The sequence below is a fragment of the Paenibacillus aurantiacus genome, from assembly GCF_042431225.1.
Classification (GTDB): Bacteria; Bacillota; Bacilli; order Paenibacillales; family Paenibacillaceae; genus Paenibacillus_Z; species Paenibacillus_Z aurantiacus.
This window is the reverse complement of sequence record NZ_JBHMDO010000047.1, coordinates 60,087-79,802: the sequence shown is the minus strand read 5'-3', so window position 1 is coordinate 79,802 and position 19,716 is coordinate 60,087. Positions and strand designations below refer to the sequence as shown.

Below are 19,716 nucleotides of genomic sequence, written 5' to 3'. Positions count from 1 at the left end.
GCCGTCGTACGCTCCAGGCACCAGGAACGATTCAAGCCGAGAAGCTAACCTTTCGGTTCCTCTTTCTCCGTCTTCTCGTTCTTATTCACAGCAGCCGACTGCCTCTGCTCCGTCAGCTTCGCTTCCTGCTCCTTGCGGAACCCGCTGAACGCCAAATATTCCGTGATGAACGCGCGTTCCTTCTCCGGCAGGTCGCTAATGCGGCAATCGAGTTGCCATCTTGACTCAAAAAAATAAGGCTCGCGGCTCTCGTTCACGCGCGCTTGGCGCGGTTGGAACTCGCGGCCGGTCATGAGCCAGTCGAGACTGACGTCGAAAAAAGCGGCGATCTCGATCAACTTGCGGGCGGAAGGGGCGGAGACGTTGCGTTTCCAGTCGCCAAAATTGCCCGTCGAGATATTCAACTGCTCGCAAAACGCTTTCTTCGCCATTCCGCGCCGCGCGATGAGCGATTCGATTCGTTCGTAAATAGTCTGCATGGACCGCAATCCCTCCAAAAATAGGACGAAAACACGTATTTAAGTAAATTTTAGGTTGAACAATGACTTAACTACGTTATAATGAGAAAAACAGATTATGAAAATTATAGCATATCCGGCAAGCAAGAAATAAGCAGGGAGGGGACCGGCGGTGAAACGGACGAAGCCGATCACGCCGTTCGGCTGGGCGATCAAGCGGAGGCTGGCGGAATTGGAATTGGATCAGAAAGAGTTTTGCCGCCGCTACGACATCCCCGTCTATCGATTGTCGAACTTGATCAGCGGTACGCGCAAAGCCGAGCAGTACCGCAAGCTCGTAATGGAGGTATTGGACATTGAAGAACCATAAGCGGACAGGCCGGACGTGTCGGCCATGATCCCGCCGAGAAGCGGACGAGAGTTGCTGCTCGGCCGATTATCCGACGAAGCGGTGTTGGAGACGTACCGGGAAGCGAAAGCGCTGCGACTGGAGCGGGCCTTCATCGGGATGCTCGCGCGGGAGATACTCCGCAGGCATCTGGCGCTCCCGGTCTCCGAAGAGGAGCATGGCGGACGGCAGCGCAGCGACTCCAGTTAAGCCGAGGTTCCGACGCGCGGAGCTTGGCGGGGTAGGAAGCGAGTTACAGGGCTCGCATCCGGTTATTTCTTGGATGGTGCTCGACCTCCGCAAGCCCGAGCGTTTCCATCAGCGGCGGAATTTACACGCCGGATCGGCCGTGCAACTCTTTTTTTAATCCGTACCAGCCTCCGACAGGGTGATCGGCGGAACGTCCCCGTGCCTCTACGGTCCTTCCTTCGCAGGCTTCGGCTCGACCGAGCTGCCAAGCTCCATCCAATCTCCATGCTGTTTCAGCATCGCGTGCAGGTCGGCCAGAGCGCGGTAGTCGTCGTGCAGCACGGTTTTGCCGACCGTACAGACAAGGATCTCGCGCCCATCCTTCTCGTCCTTGTACATTTCGTATTCCGATGTTTGAGGCGGCGTTTTCAATTTCCACGGATTTTCTTTCGTTCCTTCATTTGCGATCATGTGTAATTCCACTTTGCCGATTCAAGTGTTAGGGAACTTGCGCGAAGCGCATTAGCGACTTCGTCTATTCATCCTTCACATCTCTAAACTTGATTCGTGCCGTCCGTTACATTCCCTTCCTTCCCGTACAATTCAGCCGCCTGTCTCTAGCTAGCCGCCTCTTCGCGAGGCGGCTATTTCGCGTTGTCACCCATTCCCCGATGCCAATGCTGTCAGGTTAAAGAAAAATATCGAGTGCAGCCATCCATGGACTATAGTTGACAGACTTATGTCTTAGGACTGCCTTCATAACCGTATGAAGCTTTGTCCGCGAGGACAAAAGCGTGCCCAGCTCGAAGCACCCCGCCGACCGCGAACAATTGTGTCCCCACGAAGAAGGGAGTCCAGAGGGCGAAGTCCTCTGGTTCCCCTCAGCGGAGGGCAATGCTGTCAGGTTAAGGAGAAACGTCCGGATGGAGTATGAACGGCGTGCAGACGAGCAATAACGACCTAGGCGCCGTTATCGGGTGCTCGGGCTGCCTGTGGACGAGCAATAGCGACATAGGCGTCGTTATCGGGAGCACGGACAGCCCGTGGACGAGCAATAGCGACATAGGCGTCGTTATCGGGTGCTCGGATAGCCTGTGGACGAGCAATAGCGACATAGGCGTCGTTATCGGGTGCTCGGACAGCCTGTGGACGAGCAATAGCGACATAGGCGTCGTTACCGGGTGCTCGGACAGCCCGTGGACGAGCAATAGCGACATAGGCGTCGTTATCAAGAGCAACGGTTGCCTGCAGACAAGTTATAGCGACATAGGCGTCGTTATCGGGTGCTCGGACAGCCCGCGGACTTAGGCGTCGTTATCGGGAGCACGGACGGCCTGCAGACGAGCAAGCTCCTACCACGTCCCGGCGCGCTTAACCTGACAGCATTGCAGCGGAGGGAGAAGGGGGAGGGAGCAACAAAATGAAGCTTTGTCCGCGAGGACAAAAGCGTGCCAGCTCGAAGCACCCCGCCGACCGCGAACAAACGTGACAGCACGAAAGAGGGAGCCCAGAGGTAAACGTTTCCGGATGGAAAACGACATCGGAAGCATATGCTCAGTCCTCTGGTTCCCCTCAGCGGAGGGGGAAGGGGGAGGGAGCAACTAGGGGGAGGGAGCAACTAGGGGGAGGAGCAACAAAAGCGGGGTCAAAGGGGCGAAGCCCCTTCTTTAGCGAAACATCACGCAGAAGTATAAACAATCGTGTTTCTGTTATATAGTTTGGGTTTTCTGGAAGACGTAGACTAAATTTACAACGAAACGGGAGGTTGATCATGCCGCAAACAACGCGATTGGAACGGCTTCACGGTGCCGCGACGCCAGAGCCGGCGATGAAGAAGAAATCCTGGATCGCCCGACTCGGCAAGCAGCTGGACGTGCAGCTCATGGTATGGCCCGGCGTCCTGCTCGTGTTCGTCTTCTCCTACATTCCGATGTACGGGGTACTTACGGCGTTCATGGACTACAGCATTTTTACCGGATCCCGGATATTCGAGAACCCTTGGGTCGGATTCAAACATTTCGAGGCGTTCTTCGGGGCGCCGGAATTCGGGACGGTCATGCGCAACACGATCGTCATCAGCCTATTGAAGCTCGCGATCGGATTCCCGGCCCCGATCATCCTGGCGCTCATGTTGAACGAGGTGCGTCATATGGCGTTCAAGCGGGTTGTTCAGACCGTCACGTACCTGCCGTTCTTCCTCTCCTGGGTGATCGTCGCCGGGTTGATCATGTCGATGCTCGCGACCGACGGCGGGCCGGTGAACGACACGCTCAAGGCGGTGGGGGCGATCGATGCGCCGATCAATTTTCTCTCGCTGCCCGAATACTTCTGGTCGATCCTCGTCTCCGCGAACGTGTGGAAGGAGGTCGGGTTCGGTTCCATCGTGTACTTGGCCGCGATCGCGGGCATCGACCCTCATCTATACGAGGCGGCCGATATCGACGGGGCGAGCAAATTCAAGCAGATCTATCTCATCACGCTGCCGTCCATCCTGCCGGTCGTCGTCATCTTCCTCATCTTGGCCATCGGCAATCTGCTCAATGCCGGCTTCGAGGATATCCTCCTGCTGGCAGTCAATCCGGTGCTGCGGCCGGTATCGGACGTCATCGACACGTACGTCTATCGCGTCGGCTTGCAGAATGGCCGATATTCGTATGCGGTCGCGGTCGGGTTGTTCAAGGCGATCGTCAGCGTCGGGCTGCTCGCGATCGCGAATTATTCCGCAAGACGATCGGGCAACAGCCTATGGTAAGTCGACAACGGTTGAATAAGGAGGCGAGTTGCGGGTGAAACGGATCGCACGCAAGGACCAAACGATGATCATCGCGATCTATATCCTGCTGGCGCTGCTGACGTTCAGCGCGTTCTATCCGTTCTGGAACGGGCTTGTCATCTCGCTTAATGAAGGGACGGATACCGTCAAAGGCGGGCTAACCTTCTGGCCGCGGGCATTCACGTGGGAGAATTACGCGATCGTGTTCGGCGACGAGCGGCTAGCTGGCGGATTCCTGATCTCGATTCTGCGTACGATCGCAGGCACGGCAGGCGCGCTCTTCATGACGACGCTGCTCGCCTACGGTTTGACCAAGAATTACTTGTTCGGGCGCAGCTTCTATATGATGTTTTTCCTCTTCACGCTGTATTTCGGCGGGGGACTCATTCCGACGTATCTGCTGATCCGCTCGCTCGGGCTGATGAATAACTTCCTCGTCTTTATTATTCCAAGCTTGATCAGCGTGTGGAACATGATCATCTTCCGCACCTTCTTTCGCAGCCTGCCTGCCGGTCTCGAGGAATCCGCTCAGATCGACGGCTGCGGCAACTGGGGCACGTACTTCCGCATCGTGCTGCCGCTGTCGGGCCCCGTGCTGGCGACGCTCGGATTGTTCACGGCGGTGGCGCATTGGAACGACTGGTTCGTGCCGACGATTTACATTACCGATCCCGATTTAATGCCGGTGCAGACGATTCTAAGGCGGATTCTCAGCGCCAATATCGTGTCCGATCAGGCAGGCGCCGAGTCGTTCGCCTTATCCAAGATCGAGAGCAGCCGCACGATAACATCCAAGTCGCTGATCAACGCCACGATGATGGTCGTCACGATTCCGATCATCCTTGTCTATCCGCTCGTCCAGCGGCACTTCGTCAAAGGCGTCATGGTTGGCTCGCTCAAGGAATAGCAACGCCCGCTTTTGGTTTAAGGCCGAACAAGGCTTTGAACATAGATGAACCATTAGATAGACGAGAGGGGAAATAAGCCGATGAAGAAGACAAGACAACCGCTGCTGGCAAGCGCGGCGCTCATCCTGGCGTTGACCGGAGCGCTCGCGGGCTGTACCGATTCGGGCTCTGGGGGAACCGGCAAAAACGAGAATGGCAGCAAGCCGGTCAATGCGTCCAAGGCGGGGAACGGCAGCGAGGCGAAGCCCAATTCTTCGGACCGGTGGGAGCTGGGGTCGGAGCCGCTCGAGTTCTCGCTGTACGGCCATTATTCGTGGCATGATTTTCCGGAGTGGGAGAGCAAGCAGATCGGCAAGCTGGTCAAAGAGCTGAAGAACGTCAGCATCACCTCCATCGCGGCGGCGGGCAATCATGAGCAGCTGCTGGCCACGATGATGTCTTCGGACGATCTGACGGACGTCATCTGGACCGACCGCGATCACCGCGAGCTGGAGCGGCTGCGCAAAGCGGGCAAGCTGGTGCCGCTGGACGGCTATCTCGACAAATATCCGAATCTGAAAACATGGATCGGCGAAAAGGAACTCGATCTGCTGCGCTCGGAGGACGGTAAGCTCTATCAATTCCCGAACTGGTACACGAACAAGCCGACAGGCACGGCCGGTTACGTCGTCAACAAGAAGATCTACGAGGAGCTAGGTTCGCCGAAGCTCGAGACGACGGACGATCTGTACGCATATTTGAAGCAGGTGAAGGGGAAATATGGCGACGACATCGTACCGCTCGACGTCGACCGCGCCGTCGATATCCAAGGCATGGGCGTGCTCTATTCCGCCTTCAAAGAGAATGCGATCTACTTCTCGTTCAACGATCAGATGCAGGGCGTCGTGGACGGCGACAAGATTTCTTCGCTGCTGACGGATCCGACGTTCCGGGAATCGCAGAAGTACGTCGCCAAGCTGTACCGCGAGAAGCTGATCTCCCAGGATGCGTTCACCCAGACGCAGGATCAGGTCAAGGAGAAGCTGATGAACGGCAAGGTCGCGGTCTATACCGGGGCAAACGTGACGAAGTTGGCGGATGCGGCGCATCAAGAGCTCACTAAGAAAGACCCGAATGCCGGATACTTCATGATTTGGCCGATTCACAAGCCGGGGCTGGATAAAAACAAAATTTTCACGAGCCACTATTTTACGGTCGGCTGGAACGTGGCGGCGATTACGACGGCAGCCAAGGACCCGGAGAAAATCTTCGCCTTCCTCGACTGGTATACCGGTCCGGAAGGGATGACGCTGCAATTCTTCGGTCCGGAAGGCGGCAACTGGCAAGGCTTCGACGAGAACCAAATGCCGATCTTCACGGACAAGTACGACCCGGCGAACGTCGCCGCCTGGCAGGCCGAGAGCGAAATCTTCCAATTCGTCGGCAACAGCTCTTATATCGACAAGGTCAAGGTCAAGCTGCAGGACGTGCTGCCAGATGCCAAGAAAAGCTGGGTGACCAAATACCAGAGTGAAATTACGTGGCCGACCTCCTACAAGGCGACCGAGTTGACCGGTCTTATTCCCGACCCGGATAGCGAGCTGGGGACCATCTCGCAGTCGTTCGGCGATCTGTTCGACCTCGCTTTCGCACAGTCCGCCATGGCGAAGAACGACCAAGAGGTCGACGACATTCTCGATAAGGCGGAAGCAGAGGCCGAGAAGTTCGGGTATGGCAAGCTGCTCGAGTATCGTACCGAGCAATGGAAGAAGAACAAGGCAACGCTCGGCATCGAATAACGAGCCGCTCGTTTCGCCGCTAGAATCCCAAAGGAGCCTGCCTCCTTTGGGGTCTTTTTGCTCTAGTACGAGACGGGCTGCATATCGAAGTGTTGAAGCGGCGGGAATCGTCGTAACGATCAATTAATTACTATATAATGTAAATTATGTTTCTGATAAGATATTGTTAACGTAATTGGTATTTTCGAGTCTCGAGGGGGAAACGCGATGTATCGAGTGCTGCTGGTGGACGATGAAGAACTGGATCTGGAGGGGATGAGGCGGTTTACGCCTTGGGATGAGCTCGGTATGGAAGTAAAGGGCTGCGCGAACAACGCCTTATCCGCGCGGGCCATTCTTGAATCGCAGCCGATCGATATTCTCGTTAGCGACGTCAACATGCCTTATATGTCGGGGCTGGAGCTGGCGCGGGGCGCTTTGGAGAATAATCCGCATTTGCGCGTTATCTTCGTCAGCGGGCACCAGGAGTTCAGTTATGTGCAGCAGGCGTTATCCATGAAAGCCTACAGTTATGTGCTGAAGCCAATGGACGATCGGGAGCTTGCGGCCTCCCTGCTCAAGGTGAAACGGGATTTGGATGAGGAACGGAGGCAGCGCGAGCGGGAGTCTGCCTACGAGGAGTTGATCCCGATTGCCAAGAGCGATCTGCTTATCCGGCTGCTGGAGGGCGCCTTGGCGGATCCGGATCCGGCACTATCCAGACAGCTGGCGAGCTATGGCTTCGAGCGGATCCGCTACCCGGCGCGAGTCGCCGTCATGGAGCTCGACCATGCCGCGGTCGGGCAGAAGGGCGTCTTGATGCCCCCCCAGGAGTGGACGCAAGCCTCGCTCCGGCAGCTGCATGCGCATATTCAAGCGCTCGGCGGCATCCCGTACTGCAAACTATCCGCCCAACGGATCGCGCTGGTCGTGGTGGATCATGACGACCCCGACGCTATGCTTCTCGGGCTTGCGCGCGCGGTGGAGCGGCACGCGAATGCCACGATAACGACTGGTCTTGGCGCGCCGGTTACAGGGCTGCAAGGACTGGCCGACTCCTACCGGCAGTCGGTGGCAGCGCTTGCAGGGAAGATGTTCTTCGGCAAAGGCGGTGTCATCAAGTACGAAGAGGTACGCGCCGAACCGGGCATGCTGGATGCCCGCGAGCTGGATACGCGCATGAACGCGCTGCTGGCAGCGATGGAAGCTTACGAAGTGGTGCGGGTGTATGACGAATTCGAGAACCTGTTCCGCTCGATCGCGGCGCTCCGGTCGCGATTCACCGTCCACAACCTGCTCGGCTACATGGTATGGAAAGCCGATCAATATTTGAGCGGGCGCGGCGAGGACTTGTTTTCGCTGCTTGGCATCGAAATTCGCCATCTCGACGTGCTCATGCAGCTGGAGACGGTGGCGGACATCCGCACGTGGCTCATGCAATTCGTCTACGAGATTTCCGAGCGGCTGCATGAGAAGTCGATGACCAAAGACAGCAAGTTCATCCGCGGCGTCGTCAAGGCGATGACGGAGCGCATGGGCGAGAATATCCAGCTGAAGGATATCGCGGCGCAATTCTCTTTCTCGCCCAGCTACATGGGGGTGCTCATTAAGGAGAAGTCGGGTTCCACGTTCAACGAGCTGCTCGCGAACATCCGAATGGAGAAAGCATGCGAGCTGCTTCATCAGCCGGGCATCAAAATATACGAGGTGGCGGATCTTGTCGGCTACCGGTATTTGCCGTATTTCAGCCGGCAATTCAAGGAGAAATTCGGCATGACGCCGATCGAATACCGCAAACGGACGTTGTGAAGGAGGCGCGATCGAAGCGATGGACACGGGACGACATAAGGAACGGAAGCTGGGCTACTTGCCGATCGGCTACAAATTAATGCTCTCGTATCTCGTCTTCACCGTGCTGCTGGTCGCGGTCAACTTCTATGTCTCCCATTCCATGTACGAGTCTTCTATGCGCCGTCAGACACGGGCAAATCTTCAAGGAACGATTGCGCAAATCCGGGATAACGTCGCCTATAAGCTCGATGACATGGTTCGCATCTCGGAACGTCTCTATTATAAGGAGGAGCTGATCGAGAGCTTGCGCAAGAAGGATGAGGGGTTCGCCGCGCATCTTCGGGCAGAGAACATCATTGTGCCGGAGCTGAAGAGTGCCTTGCAGTCGATCGGCATGGCGATCCGGTTGAGCGTGTATTTTCACAATCCGACCGTGCGGGAGCGGTACCATGACTGGAACTCGCCGGATAACCGGAATTTGGCGGAAGACAATTACGACATCCTTCAGATGGGCCGCATCATGGGGAGAAGCTGGTATCAGAGTTTGGAGCCGGAGCAATACGGGCAGACGATGGTTTGGAAGCAGGTGGAGGAGGATGCGAGGGATGGCCGGATCTCCCTGGTGCGCCGGCTGGTCGATAACTTGAACCCGCTCGCGGTCAAGGAGATTGCGGTCATGCGTTTCAGCTTGCCGATCCGCGAGCTGTTCGAGAGCGTGGACTACCGGAAGCTCGGCGGGGATAGCCGCTTGACGGTGACCGATGCCAACGGGCGCGTCGTATTCGAGTCGTCGGGACGACTGGGCGCCGGCATGGGACTTGCGGAGGAGGGGGCACAGCCCGAATTTCTGACCATCGTCGAAGATTTGCCGCAGCCCGGTTGGCGCATCGCCGCGAAAGTGCCGCTGACCGTCATCGACCAGGAATCGAAGCAGAGTCGCTCCTTTATTATCGGGTTGTGCGTGTTGTGCACCATGCTCTTCACGATTGCGGGCTATTTCATCTCCCGTTATTTTGCCAAGCGGGTCATGAAGTTCGTCGCCGTGCTGCATGCGTTCCGCGAAGGGGATCTGCACAAGCGGATGACCTATAAAGGAAAGGACGAATTCTCGCAGATCGCCACCGCGCTGAACAGCATGGGCGAAGAAATCGAAGCACTCATCAACAAGGTTTACCTAACTCAGCTGCAGAAGAAAGAAGCGGAGCTGGAAATGCTGCAGCTGCAGATCAATCCGCATTTTCTATATAATGCGCTGTCGTCGATCAATCAGCTGGCGAAATTCGGGGAGAACGAGAAGCTGCAGAGTATGGTGATGGGGCTGGCTAAGTTCTACCGTCTCTCGCTCAACTCCGGTCGGACGATGATTCCGGTCGCGGACGAGCTGGAGCAGGCTGGCGCGTACTTGGACCTGCAGCGGGTGAAGTATGGCAGCCGGATGGAGGTCACCATGGACATCGACGCGAACGTGTGGCCGTACGAGACGGTGAAGCTGCTGCTTCAGCCGTTCATCGAGAACGTGTTCAAGCATGCCTGGTGCGGGGATCGCATTCACATCCGGATTGCCGCTTACGTGCGGGCGGACACGATTCATTACCTGATCATCGACGACGGGCTCGGCATGCCGCGCGGTCGGATCGCCGATATTCTCGGCGAGCGGGATGACGGAACAGTCGGCTGCGGCATTCACAATATTATTCAGCGCGTCAAGCTTCATTACGGGGAAGGCTCCGGAATCGCGATCGACAGCCTCATCGGCGCTGGCACGACCGTGCATGTGCGTATTCCGGCGCGGCGGCGGAAGCTGCCAAGGCGGGAGGAAGGGGAGCGGGACATGGCTTGACGGCGTTTGCACTACCCGCCCGTGGACGTGTCAAGAGCCGTTCTGAATCACCTGGTTGCGTGCGTGCCATCGCAATGGCGGGGGCAAGACAGAGAGGCAGAGAATGTAAAAATTTTCAGCTAAACTTTCAACCTATGAACACCGATAATGGAGGAATAGGATGGTTCTATTTTCCTATACCAATCGACTTACATAGGGGTGTCATGATGAAAGAATGGACGAAATGGATGCTGACGACGACGATATTAAGCATGTCGTTGGCGCCGGCTGGCGCGTATGCCCAAGAGACGGCGAACGGACAATCCGCACCAAACGCATCGTTTACGGATATCGCCAAAGTATCGCAGGATCGGATTCAAGCGGTTCAGGACGCGGTCGACAAAGGACTGCTCAACGGCTTCCCGGATGGCAAGTTCCAACCGGACAAAGAGCTGACCCGTCAGGAGCTCGCCGTTATTTTGGCCAGAGCGCTCAAGTTGATGCCGACCACGACGCCGAACGCTTCATTCTCGGATACCGGCAGTCTGTGGGCTGCGCCTTATATTGAAGCGGTGCGCAATGCCGGGCTCATGGGCGGCTTCGGCGACGGCAGCTTCCGGCCGGACAATCTGTTGACGCGCGAGCAGCTTGCAACCGTCTTCGTGCGCGCTGTCGGCGGTACTAGCGCAAGCGGCGGAGCGGCGTCGGGCACGGGCTCGGCGGCAGGCGCGAGCAACTGGGCGGCCGAAATGGTGCAGCGTGCGGATCGTCTCGGATTGATGCAGCAAGAGCAGGGGACAACGCCGAAGAGCGCTGTGAACCGCGAGGACGTCGCGGCTTACTTGCTTGATGTTTTCAATGCGAAGGAGCAAACGGCCGTTATCCAGAAGATTGACGGCGATTATGTCTCAATCGATGGCGAGACGGTGCTGGTTACCAAAGAATTGAAGGCGCTCTTCGCCGGTCAGAACCTCGACGCGCTGAAGGGTGCCAAACTTACCTATTCCCAGCAAAACAAAAATATCGACGGGCTGGCCAAGCTGGAAATCGCGGTTAGCGGGACTGAAGCGAAGCCTGTCGCATTCGACTCCACGGGGAGCCGGTTCGACGGCGTGCTTGTCATTGCCGGCGATAAGGTCGCGGTCAAGGGCGAAACGCTGAAGCAGATCGTCCTTGGCGAGAAAGCAAGCAGCATTGAACTGAACGCCAAAGTCGGCGAGTTGACGGTAACTTCGGGACAAGCCGTTACGATTAGCGGCGACGCCGCGATTCAGACGTTCAAGGTCGACACCGACAAAGCTAGAATCAAGCTGGGCAAGGACATCGCCATCGATAAAGTTGAACTGCCGACAGGCGTAAAGCTGTCCGATGTCATCGCCAATTACGACGCGGTCAAATCGCAGATCAAGAACCGGGAAGCGGATCCGGCGCCGGTCTATACGGGCGGAAGCAGCGTGAGCGTCAACCATGCGCCGACCGTAAGCAAGCCGATCGCGAATCCGGCTGCGGCGGTCGCGGGCGGGAATGAAGTCGAGATCAACTTGACGGACGTATTCGCGGACAGCGACGGCGATACATTGAAATGGACCGCTGCTTCCTCCAACGAGACGGCGGCGATGGTCCGCGTGGTAGGGGCGAAGCTGTACGTGGAGCCTCTGGCCGCAGGCGTCGCGAAAATCACCGTTACGGCGGATGACGGCCGCGGCGAGAAGGTGGCGGACGAGTTCGACTTCACAGTGAATGCGGCAAACCAAGCGCCTGTGCTGACGGGCACGGCGATCGCGCCAGCCTCGGCGGAAGCCGGCGCATTGGCGGTAACGGTCGACGTGAGCGCGGCTTTCGAAGATGAGGACAAAGCATCGCTCAGCTATAGCGCGCAATCGAGCAACCCGGCTGCAGCCACGGTATCCGTAACCGGCAGCACGCTGTCGATAACGCCGCTCGCGGCAGGCACGACGACGATTACCGTGACGGCGACGGACGCGAAAGGGCTGAAGAAGGACTACGCGTTCGCTTATACGGTCGTTGCGGCGAACCAAGCGCCTGTGCTGACGGGCACGGCGATCGCGCCAGCCTCGGCGGAAGCCGGCGCATCGGCGGTAACGGCCGACGTGAGCGCGGCGTTCGACGACGAGGACAAAGCATCGCTTATCTATAGCGCGCAATCGAGCAACCTGGCTGCAGCCACGGTATCCGTAACCGGCAGCACGCTGTCGATAGCGCCGCTCGTGGCAGGCACGACGACGATTACCGTGACGGCGACGGACGCGAAAGGGCGGACTGTGGACTACACGTTCGACTACGTAGTCACCGCGTCTGTTCTGTCGGGTACGCAGATCGTCATCGATCCAGGGTACTCTGGCGATCCCGCCGTAACGGCCGATGTGAGCGTCGCCTTCAACGATGAGCTTTATACATCACTGACGTACACAGTCAAATCCAGCGACGGGTCAGTCGCTACGGTCTCCATCGCCGACAAGACGTTGACGGTAACGCCGCTTGCGGAAGGTTCGACGACGATTACCATCACCGCGACGGATGACCAGCAGAAGCAAACGGACTATTCGTTCACGTATTCGGTCGTGAAGCCGGTACTGACGGCGGAGCGCAAGGACGATACGCCGTTCTATTCGAACGGCACCGGCACCCAGGTCCTTCTAAATGCAGGCCAGCTTGGTTTTACGTACGGAAAACGCAATATTAAGGATTACATTAAGTTTGCTTACAAGGGCAAAGAAATTAGCGGTACTAACATCCAATACGATCCGGCCGAGGGTGATTTCAATGTCATGGATGGATCGACGGAACTAGGGGAAATCAAAGTCGGCTCCAGCACGGATCAGATCCAGGTTTCCAGCACCCCTTCCGGTATTCAAATCACACCAAATGCACTACTGCCCATAAATTTAGACGCGGACATACTCTTTAGCGTGGAGACGGCAGGCAATACGCCGCAAGTGATCGAAGTTCCGGTATTGGTGGATAGAACAGCTCCAGTGGCCGTCGTCGAATCGTCGGACGATTTCACCACGTTTACTTTTGCGGTGAATGAGAAGCTTATTCCGCAGCCGATCGTTGGCATGCAGCTAATTCCAAACGTAATAGTGAACGACAATGCGTCTCAATTAAGCGTAAACAACGGCGACTATCTGGTAAGTTACGATTCGACAAAGGACACCATCACGCTCACGCTGAATCCGAGCGGTCTGAACAAGATTAAAAACGGCGATGGCTTCATTCCGAACGATACGAAGTTTACCTTCAACATTACGATGACCGATCTCTCTGATAATCTTGTGGCGGCGCCGGTCACGTTCACGGTCTCTCGTATTCCTGACTAATTCATGCTGCCGATGGGCTGGAGGGATATAGCTTGGACTTGGATGAACTCAGCATCGCCGAACTCGCAGACATGCCAGATCTTGTGCTACCGGAAGCGGCGGCATCGATCCAGGCCGGCGCCGCTCAGCTCATTGCCATCGGCGCGAACGATGACGACGGTTATCTAGGCGCTATCGTCATCGAGCTCGCGCAAGGGCAAGGCACCGCCCATCTCCGCTCGATCGTGGTTCGCCCCGGCTCCAGACGGCTGGGCATTGGGCGGCGTCTGTTGGAGGCAGCTGCCGAACGCTTGAAGACGCGAGGCTACGCCCTTTTGCTGGCCGAGTTCATGACCAGGAATGGCGAGGAGCGCGGAATCGCGGGTTTCCTTCAAGCATGCGGCTTCATCCCTCCGCAGCCCGGCATTCATATCCGGTCGGGGCCTTTCACGTCGCTTCGAGGCCAGCGCTGGTTGTCGTTGCAGCTCCCGGCCGACTTCGAGATTGCGCCTTGGGGCGATCTAACGGCCATCGAGCGAACCGGGCTAATCGAGGCGGCTTCGTCCGAATATCCGGACATCCTCTCGCCGTTCGAAGATGCCGCGGAGGTGGACCCTTCCCGAAGCCTGCTCTTGCGGTACAAAGGTCAGCCTGTCGGGTGGATGCTGCTGGAGGAGATGGATGCGAGCACGGTGTTGTTCAAAACGATGTACGTCTTCAAACGGCATCAACGGATGGCGCGCGGCGTGGCGCTGTTCGCGGAAGCGGTTCGGCGCCTCATGGCCGAAGGCCGCTATCCGAACGGCATGTTCTTCGTCGAACACGAGAACGAGCCGATGCGCCAGTTCACCGAACGTTATTTCACGTCGCCGGATATTAGACAAGAGACGATGTGGCGCGCTTACCGATCTCTAACGTAATGGAATAGATGCAGCACCGGCGCTCCTACGCAGCGCCGGTTTTTTTATCGCCGAACCGATTCGATCGCACCCATTTCCCACGTCATGTCGAGCTCTCTTCGCCAATCGCCGCCGCGCGTTTTGCGAAGAGGGCTCCTTTTCGTTTAAACTCCGTTTACATAGACGTTATAAAGTGGAACACGAGTCATCCATATAGAAGAGAGATGAGGGAGAGTACCATGAAACATAACATACGAAGATTCTGGAAGCTGGTGCTGGAGACGAATCCGCCGAAGGCGTTGTTGGCGGTCGCCGTGGCGCTCAGCGTTGTCAATACGCTCGTCGGGCTGACCATCCCGCTGTTTACGAAGAACCTGGTCAACGGCTTCTCGCTCGACTCCCTGAGCGCAGGGCAAATCATCGGCTTGGCCGGCGCGTTCATCGCGCAGGTCATTGCCGGCGGCGCGGCCGTCTACATGCTGCACTATGGCGGCAACAAGATCGTATCCGCCATTCGCGAGCGATTGTGGCGCAAGCTGCTCCGCCTGCCGGTGGCGTATTACGACAGCAAGGAGACGGGAGAGACGGTCAGCCGGCTGACCAATGATACCGCGGTGATGAAGGGACTCATTACCGAAAATGTTACGGGCTTTTTCTCCGGGGTATTGTCGATCATCGGATCGCTCGCGGTTATGCTGTACATGAACTGGCAGATGACGCTCGTCATCTTCACGGTGTTTCCGCTCGCCGCGCTGATCATGATGCCGATCGGCCAGCGCATGTACCGGATCGCCAAGGCGGCCCAGGAAGAGAACGCGCGATTCGCGTCGACCGCTACCCGCGCGATATCGGAGATCCGTCTCGTTAAGGCGTCGGGATCGGAAGCGGCCGAATTCGAGCAGGGAAGCGGCGGCATTCGCAATCTGTTCGGGCTTGGACTCAAGGAAGCGAAGATGCAGGCGCTCATCAGCCCGACCGTATCGTTCCTGATTCTCGTCATTCTCGTGGCGCTGATCGGCTTCGGCGGCGTGCAGGTGTCGTCCGGGGCGATGACGGCGGGGGAGCTGGTCGCCTTTATTATGTACCTGTTCCAGATCATCATGCCGATTACGCAGATCACGCAGTTCTTCACGCAATTCCAGAAGACAATGGGCGCGACCGAGAGCATCATGGGCATCCTGGAAGCGGACGAGGAAGCGCTGGAGGACGGAGCAACGGTTACGCGCCGCACGGAGCCGATCCATGTACGCGACGTATCGTTCGCCTATAATTCCGACGAGCCGATTCTCGACCGGTTGAATTTCACGATCGAAGGCGGCAAAGTGACGGCGATCGTCGGACCGAGCGGCGGCGGCAAAACGACGCTGTTCTCGCTGCTGGAACGATTCTACCTGCCGTCTGCCGGCTCCATCCGGCACGGAGAGCGCGATATCGCCGATTATTCGCTCCAATCGTGGCGGGGCCAAATCGGTTACGTCTCGCAGGACAGTCCGGTTATCGCGGGAACGATCCGGGACAATCTAACCTATGGACTAGATCGGGACGTGACGCGGGAGGAAATCGAACAGGCGGCGCGAATGGCTTATGCGGACGGCTTCATCCGGGATTTGCCGGATGGCTACGAGACGGCGGTCGGCGAGCGGGGCGTGAAGTTGTCCGGCGGCCAGCGCCAGCGAATCGCGATTGCCCGGGCGCTGCTGCGCGACCCGCATATTCTGATGCTGGACGAAGCGACGTCCAATCTTGACAGCCAATCGGAAGAGGCGGTTCAGCTCGCGCTCGCGAATTTGATGCAAGGAAGGACGACGGTCGTCATCGCGCATCGCTTATCGACGGTCGTCGATGCGGATTCTATTATATTCATCGAGAAGGGACGCATCACGGGGCAGGGCACGCATGATCAGCTCTACGGCAGCCATGAGCTTTACCGCAGCTTCGCCGACGGCCAGCTTCGCGTGCATATGCCGGCCTAACGGAAGGATGAGAGGAGATTAGCCATGGCGCATATACTTGTCGTCGACGACGACCCCCATATTCGCGAATTAGTGCGCGTTATCTTGCAGCGCGATGGCAATACCGTCGTGGAAGCGGCCGATGGGATGGAAGCGCTGGAGCGGATGGAGGTCTCCGCCGCCGATCTGGTCATACTGGATATCATGATGCCTCGCATGGACGGGTGGGCGCTGTGCAAAGAGCTGCAGCGGCTGTACGAGGTCCCGCTGCTGATGCTGACGGCCAAAGGAGAGACGGTCGATAAAGTGCGCGGCTTCGAGCTGGGCACGGACGATTACCTGGTGAAGCCGTTCGATCCGCCTGAACTGGCTGTTCGAGTTCGGGCGCTTCTCAAGCGATATCGCATCAACAGCTCGCAGCAGGTGTCCGCCGCCGGGCTGACGCTCGACCGCGCATCCAATCAAGCGCAGGCGCACGGCGAGGAGCTCGCGCTGCCGCCGAAGGAGTTCGAGCTGCTGTTCATGCTGCTGAGCCATCAAGGCCGGACGTTGACGCGGGACCGGCTGATCGAGTCGATCTGGGGCTACGATTTCGACGGGAACGAACGGACGCTCGACGTGCATATTAACCGGCTGCGGGAGCGGCTTGCCCAGCGGGCCGTACCGCTTGCGATCCGCACCGTCCGCGGGCTCGGTTACCGGATGGAGAATGCGACGTGAGGGCGGAGCGGCAAGGACGCCGCAGGCGCCGCGCAGGCAAGGGTTCAGTCTGGGATGATCTGGCCAAGCGCCGATCGCGCCCGCGCATCGCGGCCCGGATTGTCGGCGTCGTCGTCATGCTGTTCCTCTCGGCAGGCGTGGCTTTCTCGATCGCGTACTGGCTGACCGGCGGGCTGCTGGACCGAATCGATCGCCAATGGACGCCGTATTGGACGCAGCTGATCACCGCGCTTATCGGTATGCTTATCATGATGTTGTCGGCGGTCGTTATCGGACTGGTAACGGGGCCGAAGCAGCGGGCAGTCTGGGGCGAAATTATAGACGCGCTGCGGCGGATCGCCAAGGGGGATTTCAACGTGACGTTGGACAAAGAGCGGCGGATGGACGGCCAATGGGGGGATTTCGTGCAGACGATCAACCATATGGCGCAAGAGCTGAAGCAGATGGAGCAGCTGCGGCAGGAATTCATCTCCAACGTCTCGCATGAGATCGGCTCGCCGCTCACCTCGATCCGAGGCTTCGCCCATGCGCTTCAGAACGAATCGCTTACGCCTGAGGAGCGCAAGCATTATCTGTCGATCATCGAGACCGAGAGCATGCGACTATCCAAGCTTAGCGACAATCTGCTCAAGCTGACGTCGCTCGAATCGGCGCATCAGCCCTTCGAGCCGCGCGCTTACCGGCTTGATACGCAGCTTCGCAATATCGTGCTGGCCTGCGAGCCGCAGTGGCTGGAGAAGGAGCTGGAGCTCTCGCTCGAGATGTCGCCGGTAACTGTGGAAGCCGACGAAGAGATGCTAAGTCAAGTGTGGATCAACCTGATCGTCAACGCGGTGAAATTCTCCAACATCGGAGGCAGTCTGACCGTTACGCTTGCGCAGAACGGCGATGGAGCCATTGTCGAGGTTAGCGATACCGGCTGCGGAATATCGGAAGAGGATCAGCAGCGCATCTTCGAGCGTTTCTTTAAAGGGGATAAATCGCGGACGAGAACGGCTGGCGGCAGCGGGCTGGGGCTATCGATCGCAAGCAAAATCGTCGAGCTGCACGGAGGCGACATCGGCGTCCGCAGCCATCTTGACGAAGGCGCTACGTTCACCGTTCGCCTGCCGCTTAAGGCGAGAGGCAGCGGTGCAGCAGCATCTGGCGAAGATCGCCTATGAACGCATCTTGAAAGCACGCCTTTAAGGGCGTGCTTTTCGTTTGCCGATCCATTACAATTGACGATAATTTCCAGTACCGATGCCGCTTGACTCTCCTCTAAGGGGAGACCGTAGACTAAGTTTCGAAAGGAGGATGACGTCATGAATTATACGGTGAAAGAAGTGTCGGCATTGTCCGGCGTCACCGTCAAGACGCTGCATCACTATCACAAGATCGGGCTGCTGCCGCCAGCCGAAGTCACCGACGCGGGCTACCGGTTGTATGGCGACGAAGAGCTGAAGCGGCTGCAGCACATTCTGTTCTACAAGGAGCTGGACTTTCCGCTGGCGCAGATCAAGTCGCTCGTGGACGGCGGTCGGGAGAGACTGACGCACCTCGCGGAACAGGAGAAGCTGCTGCGTGCGAGACGCGAGAGACTGGATGAAGTGATGAACACGTTGAAGGCAACGATAAATCACGAGAAAGCAGGGGAGACTATGGCAAAAGAAGAGATGTTCCGGGGATTCGGCCTCGACAGCGAGGAAGCGTGGCGCGAAGCATTGGAGGAGCAGAATCAACATTTGAAGGAGACATACGATTACGACTTGCTCGAATCGGCGGCAATCATACCCCCGGCTATGAATGAACTGGCCGAGGAATCGGCACGGTTCATGGGCGCGATGGCCGAGGCGCTTCGAAGCGGCATCATGCACCGGGACGAGCGGGTTCGCAAGCTGCTTGCGGATCATGCGGCGTTCTTGACGTCGCGCGTCCATCCGACGGGAGCGGCCGAACTTGCGGCGCAGACGCGATTCTTCCTGACCGACGCGTTCCATCTGCAGATGCTCGAGAGCCAACAGCTAGGGCTGGCGTATTACTTGGCGGCAGCTGCAGATGCATGGGCGTCGGATATGTCGCCGGACTTGCCGGCCTGACAAGCAGCGCGTCTTAAGCGGCTTCTTGTCAAATTCGGGATCTTCGCGGCATCTGGAATGTCATCTCGCTCCGCTCTTCCCGCCCGTACCACAATTGGAACAGATAGACGCCTGTACTGAGAGCGGTCAGAATAAGCAGGATCGACGTGCCGGTCAGCGTGCCTTCCGTGATGCCGGCTCTAGACAGCCATGGCGCCAGCTCGAAGGCGAACAGACCGTTCACCGCCAGATTCAGCATGAAATAAAGCCAGAATCGCCGGAAAGAAAGCGCAAAGATCCAGATCGTCACGACCCAATAGGCACTAAATATAAGCGGAGCCGGGGTGATCGTATCCCAGGCGAACAGCGATTGCTTGTAGTGCCACCAGCCGTATTCCCAAGCCACCTCATACAGAATCACATTGATGATGGTGACGAACATGGCGGCGGGCAAGTATTTGCGAATTAAATCACGCCGCAGCAGCAGCAAAGTGAGGAAGGGCAGAATGAACACCGCCCATAAGCCGATACGAAGGATCATCATAACGTCACTCCTTTGTCGATTGAATGGATGATTGCCGGTTCAAGCTTGTTATCTCCTTCTTGCCTGGCGCTCATGCGTTCAATAAACAGCCAAAACAGCCTAGGCTTGGTCGCGTCTCGCGACAAAGCTTAGGCTATTTTG

The 19,716-nt window shown here is 57.6% G+C and carries 16 protein-coding genes and 1 pseudogene; 14 read left to right on the top strand and 3 right to left on the bottom strand.

All coding sequences use genetic code 11. The annotated features are described in order from the left end of the window. Positions 1-44: 44 nt before the first annotated feature. The gene (locus ACFFSY_RS28720) at positions 45-479 is read right to left on the bottom strand and encodes a helix-turn-helix domain-containing protein (protein WP_377500672.1); all 435 of its coding nucleotides are present in this window, start codon (positions 477-479) and stop codon (positions 45-47) included. A gap of 151 nt (positions 480-630) precedes the next feature. Between ACFFSY_RS28720 and ACFFSY_RS28715 the strand changes: the two genes are divergently transcribed. Beyond that, positions 631-828, top strand: a complete 198-nt coding sequence (locus ACFFSY_RS28715) for an XRE family transcriptional regulator (RefSeq protein ID WP_377500671.1) — start codon at positions 631-633, stop codon at positions 826-828. Between the two features lie 24 nt (positions 829-852). Further along, the gene (gene sda, locus ACFFSY_RS28710; protein ID WP_377500669.1) at positions 853-1,056 is read left to right on the top strand and encodes a sporulation histidine kinase inhibitor Sda; all 204 of its coding nucleotides are present in this window, start codon (positions 853-855) and stop codon (positions 1,054-1,056) included. Between the two features lie 43 nt (positions 1,057-1,099). Here the strand turns inward: sda and ACFFSY_RS28705 are convergent. Beyond that, a pseudogene (locus ACFFSY_RS28705) lies at positions 1,100-1,434 on the bottom strand (DUF6855 family protein). A gap of 540 nt (positions 1,435-1,974) precedes the next feature. Between ACFFSY_RS28705 and ACFFSY_RS28700 the strand changes: the two are divergent. The 12 genes from ACFFSY_RS28700 to ACFFSY_RS28645 all read left to right on the top strand — a co-directional run bounded on the left by ACFFSY_RS28700 (position 1,975) and on the right by ACFFSY_RS28645 (position 19,052). After that, a complete protein-coding gene (locus tag ACFFSY_RS28700) occupies positions 1,975-2,343 on the top strand; it encodes a hypothetical protein (RefSeq protein ID WP_377500667.1) in 369 nt (122 codons plus the stop codon). A gap of 520 nt (positions 2,344-2,863) precedes the next feature. Further along, positions 2,864-3,787: an ABC transporter permease gene (locus ACFFSY_RS28695; RefSeq protein ID WP_377501544.1), complete on the top strand. Its 924-nt coding sequence runs from the start codon at positions 2,864-2,866 to the stop codon at positions 3,785-3,787. Between the two features lie 34 nt (positions 3,788-3,821). Then, positions 3,822-4,715 (top strand): carbohydrate ABC transporter permease, encoded by an 894-nt coding sequence (locus tag ACFFSY_RS28690; RefSeq protein ID WP_377500665.1) that lies wholly within the window; start codon positions 3,822-3,824, stop codon positions 4,713-4,715. An 81-nt stretch (positions 4,716-4,796) separates the two neighbouring features. Beyond that, positions 4,797-6,494 carry an extracellular solute-binding protein gene (locus ACFFSY_RS28685; RefSeq protein WP_377500663.1) on the top strand — a complete coding sequence of 566 codons (1,698 nt, stop codon included), beginning with the start codon at positions 4,797-4,799 and terminating at the stop codon, positions 6,492-6,494. Between the two features lie 207 nt (positions 6,495-6,701). Beyond that, positions 6,702-8,282, top strand: coding sequence for a response regulator (locus ACFFSY_RS28680; RefSeq protein WP_377500661.1), 1,581 nt, complete (start codon positions 6,702-6,704; stop codon positions 8,280-8,282). 19 nt (positions 8,283-8,301) lie between these two features. Then, positions 8,302-10,104, top strand: a complete 1,803-nt coding sequence (locus ACFFSY_RS28675) for a cache domain-containing sensor histidine kinase (RefSeq protein WP_377500659.1) — start codon at positions 8,302-8,304, stop codon at positions 10,102-10,104. Positions 10,105-10,307: 203 nt separating this feature from the next. Next, positions 10,308-13,424 (top strand): S-layer homology domain-containing protein, encoded by a 3,117-nt coding sequence (locus tag ACFFSY_RS28670; protein WP_377500656.1) that lies wholly within the window; start codon positions 10,308-10,310, stop codon positions 13,422-13,424. Positions 13,425-13,456: 32 nt separating this feature from the next. Continuing rightward, on the top strand, positions 13,457-14,323 hold the full coding sequence (locus tag ACFFSY_RS28665) for a GNAT family N-acetyltransferase (protein ID WP_377500653.1): 867 nt from the start codon (positions 13,457-13,459) through the stop codon (positions 14,321-14,323). Positions 14,324-14,541: 218 nt separating this feature from the next. Continuing rightward, positions 14,542-16,275 carry an ABC transporter ATP-binding protein gene (locus tag ACFFSY_RS28660; RefSeq protein ID WP_377500651.1) on the top strand — a complete coding sequence of 578 codons (1,734 nt, stop codon included), beginning with the start codon at positions 14,542-14,544 and terminating at the stop codon, positions 16,273-16,275. A 24-nt stretch (positions 16,276-16,299) separates the two neighbouring features. After that, the gene (locus ACFFSY_RS28655; RefSeq protein WP_377500649.1) at positions 16,300-16,974 is read left to right on the top strand and encodes a response regulator transcription factor; all 675 of its coding nucleotides are present in this window, start codon (positions 16,300-16,302) and stop codon (positions 16,972-16,974) included. Beyond that, complete coding sequence (locus tag ACFFSY_RS28650; protein ID WP_377500647.1) at positions 16,971-18,137, top strand: sensor histidine kinase; 1,167 nt, start codon at positions 16,971-16,973, stop codon at positions 18,135-18,137. Before ACFFSY_RS28655 ends, ACFFSY_RS28650 begins: the two co-directional genes overlap by 4 nt. A gap of 141 nt (positions 18,138-18,278) precedes the next feature. After that, the gene (locus ACFFSY_RS28645; RefSeq protein WP_377500645.1) at positions 18,279-19,052 is read left to right on the top strand and encodes a MerR family transcriptional regulator; all 774 of its coding nucleotides are present in this window, start codon (positions 18,279-18,281) and stop codon (positions 19,050-19,052) included. Between the two features lie 28 nt (positions 19,053-19,080). On the opposite strand, the gene ACFFSY_RS28640 is transcribed toward ACFFSY_RS28645, so the two are convergent. After that, positions 19,081-19,575, bottom strand: a complete 495-nt coding sequence (locus tag ACFFSY_RS28640; RefSeq protein ID WP_377500643.1) for a hypothetical protein — start codon at positions 19,573-19,575, stop codon at positions 19,081-19,083. Positions 19,576-19,716: the final 141 nt, after the last annotated feature.